At 65.6% G+C, this 11,761-nt stretch carries 14 protein-coding genes; 7 read left to right on the top strand and 7 right to left on the bottom strand.

The annotated features are described in order from the left end of the window. Nucleotides 1-56: 56 nt before the first annotated feature. Nucleotides 57-440, bottom strand: a complete 384-nt coding sequence (locus tag AC1DT2_RS08225; protein WP_477295780.1) for a DUF423 domain-containing protein — start codon at nt 438-440, stop codon at nt 57-59. Nucleotides 441-521: 81 nt separating this feature from the next. On the opposite strand from AC1DT2_RS08225, the gene AC1DT2_RS08220 reads away from it, so the two are divergent. Further along, the gene (locus AC1DT2_RS08220) at nt 522-1,139 is read left to right on the top strand and encodes an SCO family protein (protein ID WP_477295778.1); all 618 of its coding nucleotides are present in this window, start codon (nt 522-524) and stop codon (nt 1,137-1,139) included. Beyond that, nucleotides 1,136-1,582 carry a copper chaperone PCu(A)C gene (locus AC1DT2_RS08215; protein ID WP_477295776.1) on the top strand — a complete coding sequence of 149 codons (447 nt, stop codon included), beginning with the start codon at nt 1,136-1,138 and terminating at the stop codon, nt 1,580-1,582. Before AC1DT2_RS08220 ends, AC1DT2_RS08215 begins: the two co-directional genes overlap by 4 nt. 104 nt (nt 1,583-1,686) lie before the next feature. Here AC1DT2_RS08215 and AC1DT2_RS08210 read toward each other — a convergent pair whose 3' ends face one another. Genes AC1DT2_RS08210 through AC1DT2_RS08200 form a run of 3 tightly spaced genes read right to left on the bottom strand, consistent with a single transcriptional unit; the run spans nt 1,687 to nt 3,699 of the window. Then, nucleotides 1,687-1,956 carry an acylphosphatase gene (locus tag AC1DT2_RS08210; RefSeq protein WP_213947782.1) on the bottom strand — a complete coding sequence of 90 codons (270 nt, stop codon included), beginning with the start codon at nt 1,954-1,956 and terminating at the stop codon, nt 1,687-1,689. A gap of 1 nt (nt 1,957) precedes the next feature. Next, nucleotides 1,958-2,431, bottom strand: a complete 474-nt coding sequence (locus AC1DT2_RS08205) for a TlpA family protein disulfide reductase (RefSeq protein ID WP_477295774.1) — start codon at nt 2,429-2,431, stop codon at nt 1,958-1,960. After that, a complete protein-coding gene (locus tag AC1DT2_RS08200; RefSeq protein WP_213947780.1) occupies nt 2,428-3,699 on the bottom strand; it encodes a YihY family inner membrane protein in 1,272 nt (423 codons plus the stop codon). Before AC1DT2_RS08200 ends, AC1DT2_RS08205 begins: the two co-directional genes overlap by 4 nt. An 81-nt stretch (nt 3,700-3,780) precedes the next feature. Here AC1DT2_RS08200 and wrbA point away from each other — a divergent pair, with 81 nt between their 5' ends. From wrbA to AC1DT2_RS08180, 4 genes are read left to right on the top strand one after another with little or no spacing between them, the layout of a single operon-like run. Next, nucleotides 3,781-4,383, top strand: coding sequence for an NAD(P)H:quinone oxidoreductase (gene wrbA / locus AC1DT2_RS08195; protein WP_477295771.1), 603 nt, complete (start codon nt 3,781-3,783; stop codon nt 4,381-4,383). Continuing rightward, nucleotides 4,380-4,718, top strand: a complete 339-nt coding sequence (locus AC1DT2_RS08190; RefSeq protein WP_477295769.1) for a DUF2069 domain-containing protein — start codon at nt 4,380-4,382, stop codon at nt 4,716-4,718. The genes wrbA and AC1DT2_RS08190 overlap by 4 nt, the downstream gene beginning before the upstream one ends. Nucleotides 4,719-4,774: 56 nt before the next feature. Continuing rightward, entirely contained in the window at nt 4,775-6,475 is a 1,701-nt protein-coding gene (locus tag AC1DT2_RS08185; RefSeq protein ID WP_477295767.1) for an acyl-CoA dehydrogenase family protein, read from the top strand. Between the two features lie 38 nt (nt 6,476-6,513). Next, entirely contained in the window at nt 6,514-6,999 is a 486-nt protein-coding gene (locus AC1DT2_RS08180; protein ID WP_213947777.1) for an asparaginase domain-containing protein, read from the top strand. 9 nt (nt 7,000-7,008) lie between these two features. Here AC1DT2_RS08180 and AC1DT2_RS08175 read toward each other — a convergent pair whose 3' ends face one another. Then, entirely contained in the window at nt 7,009-8,352 is a 1,344-nt protein-coding gene (locus AC1DT2_RS08175) for a S8 family serine peptidase (RefSeq protein ID WP_477295765.1), read from the bottom strand. 187 nt (nt 8,353-8,539) lie between these two features. Continuing rightward, nucleotides 8,540-10,381, bottom strand: a complete 1,842-nt coding sequence (locus tag AC1DT2_RS08170; RefSeq protein WP_477295763.1) for a M4 family metallopeptidase — start codon at nt 10,379-10,381, stop codon at nt 8,540-8,542. Nucleotides 10,382-10,586: 205 nt separating this feature from the next. On the opposite strand from AC1DT2_RS08170, the gene AC1DT2_RS08165 reads away from it, so the two are divergent. Continuing rightward, nucleotides 10,587-11,030 carry a DUF4279 domain-containing protein gene (locus AC1DT2_RS08165; RefSeq protein ID WP_213947774.1) on the top strand — a complete coding sequence of 148 codons (444 nt, stop codon included), beginning with the start codon at nt 10,587-10,589 and terminating at the stop codon, nt 11,028-11,030. A gap of 3 nt (nt 11,031-11,033) precedes the next feature. On the opposite strand, the gene sufT is transcribed toward AC1DT2_RS08165, so the two are convergent. Beyond that, the gene (sufT, locus tag AC1DT2_RS08160; protein WP_063573378.1) at nt 11,034-11,591 is read right to left on the bottom strand and encodes a putative Fe-S cluster assembly protein SufT; all 558 of its coding nucleotides are present in this window, start codon (nt 11,589-11,591) and stop codon (nt 11,034-11,036) included. Nucleotides 11,592-11,761: the final 170 nt, after the last annotated feature.

Here is an 11,761-nt window from a genome sequence, read left to right as displayed (position 1 = left end):
GGGCACGGCAGTTCTCAGCCCCACGCTCGGTAGGAGCCGATTCATCGGCGATGCTTCTACGCAGCAGAGCGCTGCCGCAGCGAGAGCCCCGCCGCGATCCACCCGACGATAAACGCGACCCCACCCACCGGCGTCACCAGCCCGACCAGACGCGGCGCACCCAGCGCCAGCGCGTAGAGACTGCCCGAGAACAGCACGATACCCAGCGCGAACAAGCCGATCGTTACCGATCGCGCCCGTCCCGGCGGCAAACCGATCACCGCGCCAAAGAGCGCCAGCGCGTGCCAGAAATGGTATTCGACGCCCGTGTGCCAGATCTCCAGCCCGCGGTCGTCGACAACGCCGCGCAGCGCATGCGCGCCGAAGGCACCCAGGGCCACGGCCGACGCGCCGGCGATTCCGACGAGAAGGGCATGGGCGCCGCTGACATGTTGTCGCATCCGGATCGTTCCTGACAGGGGAAGTGCCTGATGGCCGGCACGGGTGGCGTATCCTTTGCGGGATATGTCGCGGAGTGTCGCATGAAGCCGTCGTTCTCCCGCCGGGCCCTTGGGGCCTTGCTGATCCTGATCGCCCTCGTCTGCGTGAGCGGCTGCCAGCACGAGCCGCAGCCCGCCTGGCGGCTGACCGACGTGTCCGGCCACCTGCCCGACCTCGACTTCCGACTCACCGACGACAACGGCAAGGCCGTCACCGGCGCCGACTTCAAGGGCAAGGTCACGCTCATGTACTTCGGCTACACGCACTGTCCCGACGTGTGCCCGCTGACGCTGACCCAGTTGCACGTGGTCCTGGATCGCCTCGGGCCAACGGCAGACAACGTACGCATCCTGTTCGTCAGCGTCGACCCGAAGCGCGACACACCGGAGATCATGCATGCCTACGTCAATGCGTTCGACAAGCGCGCCGTCGGCCTGGTCGGTTCGGATGCCGACGTCGAGGCGCTGGCCAAGCGCTACCGGTCGGCTTTCACCCGTGAGCCCGACCGCGGCGACGGTGCCTACGACGTGAGCCACAGTTCGGCCATCTATTTCTTCGACGCCCAGGGCAAGGCCCGCCTGCTGGCTACGCCGTCCGCCTCGCAGGACGACATGGTGCACGACCTGCACCTCCTCACTTCGCTGGGAGCCCAACCGTGATCTTCCGTTCGCTCGTTGCCGCCATGCTGCTCTTCACCGGGGCGGTACACGCCGCCGATGCGCCTACCGTCAAGGCCAGCGATGGCTGGTTGCGCGTGCTTCCCGGCAACCTCCCTGCAGGCGGTTACGTGAGCTTCGAGAACGTGTCCGATCGCGTGGTATCCATCGTCGGTGCCTCGTCAGCGGACTACGCCGACGCGATGGTCCACCGCAGCAGCACCGATGGTGGCATGGGCCGCATGGAAATGGTCGACAGCGTGCCGTTGCCGCCGAAGGGCAAGCTGGCGTTCTCGCCTGGCGGCTACCACGTCATGCTGATGGGTGCGAAGCATCCGGTGAAACCCGGCGACAAAATTGTCGTGACGTTCGCGCTGTCCGATGGGGAGAAGCTGCCGGTGACGTTCCTGGCCCGCCCTGCGAATGCGACGGGCCCCACCGACTGACCTGTGGGAGCCGCTTCAGCGGCGATGGGTGCTTGCGGCGACCTTGCCCGCTGCCACGGGATCGCCGATGAATCGGCTCCTACAAAAGCAGGGCACTTTCCCGACTATCGGGCGACGAACTCGGTCGGCGCGTCGTGTGCGCCGATGTCCTCGCGGTAGAGTTCGTTGACCTCCGCCGACTCGGGGCCGTCGTGCAGCCACACCTCGAGCCGGTCGATCGCCGCCGCCTCGCCATAGACGACCACCTCGACACTGCCGTCCAGCAGGTTGCGAGCATGGCCGGTGAGCTTGAGTGCCGTTGCCTTCTCCCGTGCCGACGCACGGAAGAACACACCCTGCACCTTTCCCCTCACGACGAAGCGAGCGGCTTTCATCTCATTTCCCCTTGCTGATGGCCTCGCCGAGGCTCTGCTCGGTGACGGGACCCACGAAACGCTTGGCAACCGTGCCATCCGGCGCGATCAGGTACGTTGTCGGCAGGCCCTTCGGCTCTTCGAAGGCCTTCGGCGGATCCGTCACGTCGACCTGGGCGATCGGATAGACGACCGGATGCTTTGCCACGAAGGCACGGATGTCCTTCGCGTCGGTATCTTCGAAGGCCAGGCCGATCGCGGTCACGTTCTTGTGGTTCTTCACGAAGGCGGAAATGTCCGGCATTTCCTTGATGCAGGGCACGCACCAGGTGGCCCAGTAATTCACGATGACCCACTTGCCGTGCTGTGAGGCAAGGCTGAACGGCTTGCCGTCCAACGTGGTGACTTTCAGGTCGGGTACGGTGGCCGTGGCGGCGGCTGCGGGACCGGCAAGAGCCAGTGCGGCAACGGCGACGGCAAGAAAGCGGCGAATCATGCGGGGGTATCCTCGGGAGCGCTAACGACAGCGGGGGGAAAGAGCTGATCGAGCCTCGCACCCAGCGTCGCGTCCAGCGCGGCGGCAAGGTGGTCGAGCAGCACGAGCAACTCGGTGGGGAGATAGATGCCGAGCCGTTCCACCTGGTCGCGCGGATGCAGTGGCAGGCGGTACGAGGTGCAACGATAGACGCGGAGCAGTTCGGTGCAATCCAGGCTGCGGGTGAGCAGCCAGCCACCGGCCTCGCCGCGCTGGATCATGTCCGAGCGTTGCAGGTCGTCGAAGTAGCAGGTGATCGCACTGGACGGCAGGTAGGGAGCACGAACGCGCACCGTGGCTGGATCCACGCTGTCGCCGGCGCGTTGCGCCTCGACGAAATGCTGCAGCACCACCAGCAAGCCGATGAACTCCGCCCCTTCGGGCAGGGCTTCCTGCGGCATGGTGTATTCGAACGCGGAAATCGACGCGGCGATCGACGCGCCGAGGATCACGATGATCCAGGACAGGTAGATCCATAGCAGGAAGATAGGGATGGCCGCGAGCGCGCCATAGATTTCTTCGTAGGTCGGGGCGTTACGGATGAACAGCGTGAAGCCCCAGCGCGCGACCTCGAACAGGATCGCGCCAAGCAGGGCACCGATGCCAGCGTGCCTCCAGTTGATCCGGCGATTGGGCACCATGGTGTACATCAGTACGAGGGTGACGAAGGTGATCACGAACGGCAGGAAATTGAGTAATCGGCTCTGCGTGGCGATCTGGTCGGCCGCCGCATGCAGCATCGGGAACGCGGTGATGTAGGAGGTGAGCACGAGGCCGCCGACGACGAGGATCGGCCCCAGCGTGAGTGCCGCCCAGTAGAGCAAAAGACGCGACGTCCATCCGCGTGGCTTGCGCACACGCCAGATGCGATTCATGCGGTCTTCGATACTGATCATCATCGACACCGCGCTGAACAGCATGACCAGGATGGAGATACCTGTCAGCTGGCTGGCCTTATCGGCAAAGGCAAGCATGTATTCCTGGATCTTGATGCCCGTGGCGGGCACGAAGTTCTGGAAGGCATAGTTGGCCAGGCTACCGCGCCACTCGGCGAACACGGGGAAGGCCGAGAGAATCGCGAACACGGCGACGGTCAGCGGCACGAGAGAGACGAGCGTCGTGTAGGACAGCGCACCGGCCGTCTCGAAGCATTTGTCGTCGACGAAGCGCAGCCACGTAAAACGGGTAAAGCTCAGGGCGCGGTCGCGATCGAAGCGAAGCGGCGGCATGTCTATCCTTAATCCTGTCCCGAAACGTTGGGAACGTGTGGTAGTTCTGCGAGACTAGTGCCTTCGCACAGGCGCCCATCCATGTCCCACGACGTCCTCGTACTCTACTACAGCCGTAGCGGCCACACGGCCCAGCTCGCACGCCTCATCGCCCGCGGCATCGAGGAAGTCCCCGGCATGCGGGGACGTCTTCGCCAGGCGCCCCCGGTGGCACCCGTGACCGAGATCGCCATGCCTCCCGAGCCGGACGAGGGCGCCCCCTACGTCTCCCGCGTCGATCTGGTCGAGTGCGTGGGCATGGCCATGGGTAGCCCCACGCGCTTCGGCAACATGGCCGCACCGCTGAAGTACTTCCTCGACACCACCGGTGCGGAGTGGGCTTCCGGCGCCCTGGCCGGCAAGCCCGCGGCCTTGTTCACCTCGACCAGCACGATGCACGGTGGCCAGGAAGCGACCTTGCTGTCGATGGCCCTGCCCCTGCTTCACCACGGCATGCTGATCGTCGGCATCCCGTACACCGAGCCCGCGCTGACCAGCACGACCACCGGTGGCACGCCCTACGGCGCCAGCCATGTGGCCGGCGGTCGCGGGGATAACGTCATCAGCGAGCACGAGCGGGAGCTCGCCCGCGCGCTGGGGCGCCGGCTGGCCGATGTCGCGCGGCGACTGGCGACGCACGCGTGAGCGCGGCCCTCAGCGGCACTCAGAAAACCGGGCTCGGGGCATGGGCGGGACTTCTCGCGCTCCAGATCCTCTGGTACTCGCTGTATCCACCGGTGTCGATTCCGACGTGGGTCGCCTTCGTACTCACCGTGCCGCCTCTGCTGCTGCCGTTGCTGTCGCTGCCGAAGGTCACTCGCGCGCTGCTTTGGGTCGGTGTACTGGCGCTGTTCTATTTCTGCCACGGTGTCACCGAAACCTGGAGCGGCGGCCCCGACCGTTGGCTCGGCGTGATCGAACTCGTACTGACGCTGCTGCTCATCGGTACGCTGGGCGCAGGCGTCCGCAGGCGTCGTTGACCCTCCAAAGTCATCGGCGCAGGCTAGGCATGCTTATTGACGGAGAGGATGCCACGATGAGTTTTCTGCAGGACGCGCCTCGCCTGGCGCATCCGTATCGCGCCGACCGTGTACTGAATGCCTGGCTCGGCCGCGTCTTGCCGGCCGGACGCCTCGACGCCATGCGCGCCGACCTCGATGCCCTCGGCGACTATGCCGTGATGGCCTGGGATCGACGAGGCCGCACGCCGCGCACCGAACCCGTCCTCACCTCATGGGATGCCTGGGGAGCACGCGTGGATCGCATCGCGCTCACCCCCGCATGGGAAGAAGGTCCCGGCGTGACCACCCGTCATGCCGTGCTCGCGTCCGGCCACGACGCCTCGGCCTGGGCACGCGTGGAAGAGTTCGCACGCGTTTACCTGTACCACATCGCCAGCGAGTTCTATTGCTGCCCCCTGGCCATGACCGACGGCGCCGCCACCGCGATTCGCGCCTCGGGCAACCATGCACTCATCGAGCGCGCGCTACCGCATTTTCTCAGCCGGGATGCCTCCACGTTCTGGCTTTCCGGGCAATGGATGACCGAGACGCCAGGCGGCTCGGACGTCGGTCGCACCGAGACGATCGCCCGGCAGGACAGCGACGGACAGTGGCGGCTGCATGGCCGCAAGTGGTTCAGCTCCGCCGTGGTGGGCGAAGCCGCGCTTGCCCTTGCGCGGCCGGAAGGCGCTGGCCATGGAACATCAGCCCTCGCCCTGTTCTACGTCGAAACCAAGGATGAGCAAGGCGCCTGGCGCGGCATCACGATCGACCGCCTCAAGAAGAAGCTGGGCACGCATGAACTGCCTACCGCCGAGATCCATCTCGACGGCTTGCCGGCGACGCCGGTCGGGCCGCTCGATCACGGTGTGCGGCAGATTGCGCCGATGCTCAACGTGACCCGAACCTGGAACGCCGTTTGCGCAGTCGCGAGCATGGCCCGTGCGATTTCGCTCGCACGCGATTACGCCACCCGGCGCAGTGCGTTCGGAGCGCGGCTGATCGATCAGCCGCTGCACGCCCGCACGCTTGCCGACATGCAGGCCGAGTTCGAGGCCGCGTTCTCGCTCACCTTCTTCGTGGCCGAGTTGCTTGGTCGCACCGAGCGCGGCGAAGGCGCGGCGCACGAAGCCGCCCTGCTCCGCCTGCTCACGCCGCTGGCCAAGTTATGGACGGCGAAGGTGTCGATACGCATCGTGTCCGAAGCGCTCGAGTGCTTCGGCGGCGCCGGTTACATCGAGGACACCGGGCTGCCACAGCTCCTGCGCGACGCCCAGGTGTACGCCATCTGGGAGGGCACGACCAATGTTCTCTCGCTCGACATGCTGCGTGCCATCGGCGCGAACGGCATCGCCCCGTTGCGCCTGGCGATCGACGGCCTGATCGGCCCGGACGCACCGGAGCGCGCGGTCATCGGGGCCACGCTCGACACGACCGAGGCCCTGCTCGGCGACGTCGTCGCGGATCGCGCTTCCCTCGAAGCATCGGCCCGCGGGGTCGCCTACACGCTGGCGCGGACGATGGCAGCCGCGCTGCTGGTGCGCTCGGCGACATGGGCAAACGCGGCGGGCGATGCGCGGCCCGCCGCTGCCTCCCGACGATTCCTCGCGCGCGGCCTCGACCGGCTGRCATTGCCGGAAAACGACGAAGACATCCTCCTTGCGACCGACACCCCGCCTCATGCCAGGGCAAGCAAGGTCGCGGCCGACGCAATGGYCAACCCGGTCACGAGGTAGAATGGGCGCCCCGCTTTACCCGGCTTCCCAGGTCAGACATGCAGCAGCTCACCATCGTTACCACTGGCGGCACGATCGACAAGGTCTACTTCGACGATAAATCGGACTACCAGATCGGTAGCCCGCAGATCGCCGATATCCTCCAGCAGCTTGGCGTCGCGTTCCGCTTCGACGTGATTCCGATCCTGCGCAAGGACAGCCTGCATGTCACGGATGAAGACCGTGTGCTGATGCGCAGCACGATCGAAGCGCAGCCGCACCGCCACGTGCTGGTGACGCACGGCACCGACACCATGGTCGAGACCGCACGCGTGCTGGCTGGCATCCCCGGCAAGGTCATCGTCCTTACCGGCGCGCTGAACCCGGCGCGTTTCCAGGGCTCCGATGCGGTGTTCAACATTGGTTGCGCCGTGGGCGCGGTGCAGACACTGGACGACGGCGTCTACATCGCGATGAACGGCCGCGTGTGGGATCCGGCCACGGTGCGCAAGAACCGCGACGCAAATCGGTTCGAAGCCATCTGACTCACCGGATCAGGAACGTGGCCGGGGAAGAATACGATCCTCGACCACGGCATCCACGGTTGCGCCCGCATCGATCAGACCGGCACCGCAACCTTTCGGGCAAGGGCCGGGAAGCGGCCGGGCGTTGTCCACCAGCTGGGTCGTGATGTCGTCCACGCCGATGAGCGGATCGGCCGATCGCATGAGCGCAACCAGCCCCGCCACCTGCGGCGCGGCCATCGATGTGCCTGCGTAGTATTTGAAGACGGGACGCTGGCGGCCGCGCTCGCCGCCGTCGACCGATGAAAGAATGTCGTCCACCCCCATTCCCCCGAGCGAACCGCCCGGCGCGGAAACGGTCACGCCATCACCGTGGTTCGAATACCAGGCCATGCTCCCGTCGCGTGCCAGCGCGGCGACGGAAACCACTCCCGGGCAGTTGGCAGGCGACACCGTCGAGGCCTTGATCGAGTCGTTGCCGGCGGCCGCCACCACGGCCGTGCCGCGACCTCGCGCCTGCGAGATGGCGCGCTGCATGGTCATGCTGCAGGCGCCGGGCACGCGCAGACTGAGGTTGATGACATCGACCGGAGCACGGCTGGGCACCCCCGCCACTTCACCACCGGAAGCCCATACGATGGCATCGGCCACGTCCGACAGCCGCCCGCCACACCGCGCCATGACGCGCACCGGGACCACCTTCGCCTCCGGTGCGACACCGACGATGCCTGGCCTGTTGCCAGCGCGCGCCACGACGATGCCCGTGACGTGCGTGCCATGCCACGACGAGGGCGTGCTCTGGCGAGCGCCGCAATCGCCCGGCTCCGTCCAGTCGCCCTCATCGGTGGGGTCGTCATCGCGACCGCTGCCATCACGTGCGGCCTGCGCATCGGTGACGAAGTCATAACCGGGAAGCAGCTGACCATCGAACTCGGGGTGCGGCGTGACGCCGGTATCGAGGACCGCGACAACGGCGCCCTCCCCCCGCGTGTCGACCCATGCCACCGGTGCGTCGATGCCGACTTTCGGGTCGTGCATATACCACTGGCGCCGCCAGAGGGAATCGATGATGCCTCCGGCCGGCGTGACCATGCGGTCTTCCTCGATCGCCACGACACCTTTCGATGCCGCCATGGCTTCTGCCTCGACGGCGGTGAGCTCGAGCAACTCACCGCCCGCCGCGAGGTGACGCAGATGCCACGCAGGCGAGCCACGCTGCGCCATGGCATGCGTCATCTCCGTCGCCGCGACTTTCGCGGTGACCGGGTCGTCGAAGTGGACGATATAGCGATTCGTCGCTGCGTCCGACGCCATGGCGCGCGTGCTCACCGCGAGAGCGAGAGCGACAAGGGGCAAACCGGAATACTTCGACATGCTGCGTTCCTTCGACAAGACGCTCATCGGCGCCGGTCGAAACACGCTAGAAGACATGCACTAGCTCGACCATTCGCTGCACCTCGACAGCGAACGTGAGGATGACGCAGACCGTCCTCGAGACAACGCTTACAAAGAAAGGCCCGGCGTCACCGCCGGGCCTCGGGTACAGCACTATCTCAAACGCTTACGGCGTCCAGGTTGCCTTCAGCGAAACACCCGAGAAAGCCGTGTAACCGCGGACTTTCACGTAGTACGTACCGGCCTGGGTCGTCGTGAACGTGCACGACTCGGCGTTACCCGTCAGGTACGGACGGCAGTTGTAGCTCGAGGTGGTCGGTGCGGAACCGAACTTCACGTAGAGATCCGCGTCACCCGTGCCACCACTCGTCGTGATGACGAGATTGTGCGCGCCAGCGGCGACGACCACCGTGTAGCTCAGCTCCTGGCTGGCACTACCGGCGAGACCGGTCTTGGCCACGCCATTCTGCAGTGCCGTGCCACCACCGCCGCCACCGGTCGAGCAGGTCACGCCCACGCCCGTGAACGCCGAGGCCACATCCGTCGCGGAGAGACCAAGGTCGGTCGCTGCGCTGGCGACGCCGCACGCACCGCTGTTGAACGTGGAGCTCGCCGTCCAATACAGGGCATTGGCGCGTGCGAATGCCTTGAAAGCCTTCACCGTGTCCCAGCCTGTCTTTTTCGCCAGCAGACAGAACGCCTTGTTGTAGACACCGGAGGAGTAATGCACGTCCAGACCGCTGGTGTAGTCGGCGGCATTGCCGATCGAGCCACCATCCTGCGGCGGATCGCACATGTAGCGAAGCGCGGTGCCGATGCCGGCACTGGCCTTGACGATATCCGCACCGACAAGGAAGTCGTTGGTACCGCGGTCGTAGAACTCGGCCGCCTCACCGGCGATGTCCGAATAGGCCTCGTTCATGCCGCCCGACTGGCCGCTGTAGGTCAGGTTCGAGTGCTGCTCGGTGTAGCCGTGGCTGATTTCGTGCGAGGTCACGTCCAGAGCCACCAGCGGATAGAACGTACTGGCGCCGTCGCCGAAGTTCATCGAGCTGCCGTCCCAGAACGCGTTTTCGTAACTGGAACCGTAATGCACCTTCATGATCAGCACCTGGTTCAGCGGCGCCGCACCGGTGTACGCGGTGTACATGTCATGCACCACGCCACCGAAGTGATGGGCGTCGTTGATGGGGCCGTACGCACCGTTGATCGCATCGCCGGTGGAATTGAAGCAGGTGAAGCTCCACAACGTTCCCGCGCCGGACGTGGCGTGGTTGAGGTTGTACGTCTTCACGTTCGTGTTCTGCGCCGTACAGGTGTTACCCGACTGCGTCACGATCAAGGCGGGTTTGCCGCCGGCACCCCAGGTGTATTGCCCGGTTTTCTGATTGCCGCCCGGACCGGTGGCGTTGACTTCGGCGTAGGTCAGACCTTCCCACTGCTGGATGATCTCGCCGGTGTTGGCGTCGATGAGCGCCGTGGGGCGCGTCGGATGATCGCCACCGGAGAAGAACGAGGTCAGGTACACCAGGCGTGYGGGAACACCGTCGCCCGGATACACGTACAGGTCCGCTTTGGCGTTTTCGGGTTTGGCCACGGCACCGGCGAGTGTCTTCGCCTGCTTACCGAGAAGCGCGATGGCGCGAGCTTCATCGATCTTAGGCGTGACCGATGCGAGGTCCACCTGCAGATCGGATGTGACCACGCCATTGGCGACCAGCGAATTGCCCTGGGCGTCCTGCTCCACGGCGATGCTACGACCGAACACCGGCACGCCCTTGAAGGTCTGCTGCATACGAACCGTTTGCGTACCCCTGACGGTCGGCAGTGCGGTTTTCGCGACGAAAGCGTTGTCGGCCGACAGGCCGAGTTTCGCGGCCAGCTGGCTGGCGGGGACGGCTCCCAGGCTCTGTGCACGCAGGGCCTGCTCGGTAGCCGCCGAGGCGACAGCGCAGGTGGCGACACCCAGTGATGCGACCAGGAGTTTCAAGCGAACATGACTTGCCATTACGTTCCTCCTCCAGGAACAGGCCACACGAATCCCTTGCGGTCGTGTGGACCACATTCCGAACGATATGATTGACGCGCCGAAGCGCGATGCCCGTTGCGACCTCCGGCCCCCTGCCGAAAGTCCTTGTCAACCTAGCGCAAGTTCTCGCGGTCGACTACCTAGGGATTTCCCTAGGGCACATGAACTTGCGAAGATGATCCCCATGACGCAGCCCACCGATATCGACCTCGACCTCCGCCACATGACGCCCTCGGTCCGGGCCTCGTTCCGGCTCACCTCGGAACGGCACACGCTCGACCACCTGCTCGACGAGCTCGGCGTGAAAGGCGCCAGAAGCTGGCAGCGCGGCGAAACGGAGGGAGACACCTTGCAACGGCGCAGCCATGGCTGGTGCGTGGAGTTGCCCGAGCAGCGCACCTACTCACTGGACGATGCCCTCAGCCAGTTGCTGGCCGTGCTGGCACCGCATCGCGACGACATCGTCGCGACCATTCGCAGCCTGGAACTCGACGCGCACGTCGGCTTGCAAGTGCAGGTGGCCGGCGACCGCGTGCCAGCCTGCTACTGGTCACCGGTGAACATCAGGACCGTCGCGCTCTACGGCGCGTCGCTGGAAGCCGACATCGCCGTCTCGCTGGCACCCTGACGCTCAGAGCATGCCTGTCTCGAGCTTGGCCGCGTCCGACATCATCGAATGATTCCAGGGCGGATCGAAAACGAGATCGACATCGGCTTCGACCACCGTGGGGATGAGTTCCAGCTTGGTGCGGACATCGTCGATGAGGATGTCGCCCATGCCGCAACCCGGCGCGGTCAGGGTCATCTTCACGTAAGCCTTGCGCGCACCTTCGTCGGTGGCTTCGAGACTCACGTCGTAGACCAGGCCCAACTCGACCACGTTGATCGGAATCTCCGGATCGAAACAGGTACGCAGTTGCTGCCAGACGAGCTTCTCGACCTCGTCGTCCGACGCACCGTCTTCCAGTTCGATCGGGCGAGGCGGCTCCTTGCCCAGCGCGTCGGCGTCGGCGCCGGCAATGCGGAACAGGTTGCCTTCCACATACACGGTGAAGCTGCCACCCAGGGCCTGGGTGATGTAGCCGATCTGGCCGGCCGGAAGCGTCACTGTCTCGCCCTGCGGCACCATGACCGCCTGGCAGTCGCGCTCRAGGGTGAAAGGCTCGCTGCTGAGGCTGAAACCGCTCATTGCTGTCCTGTGAAGGCCGCACCGCGGCCGCAAAGTCGTCGATTATGCGCCCGCCGGGATACGACGGTAACTGTCCTGAAGCCTAAATCGGGGCGACGGCCGACTGCCTCAAGAGCGCGCCGCCCGCTTGCCCGCTATCATTGCCCCCCTTTGCCCACCCCCGGATCCCA

It is taken from the genome of Luteibacter sp. P4_E6, assembly GCF_056401535.1.
Note: the sequence above shows the minus strand (reverse complement) of the source record. Positions and strands in the feature narration are given on the sequence as shown.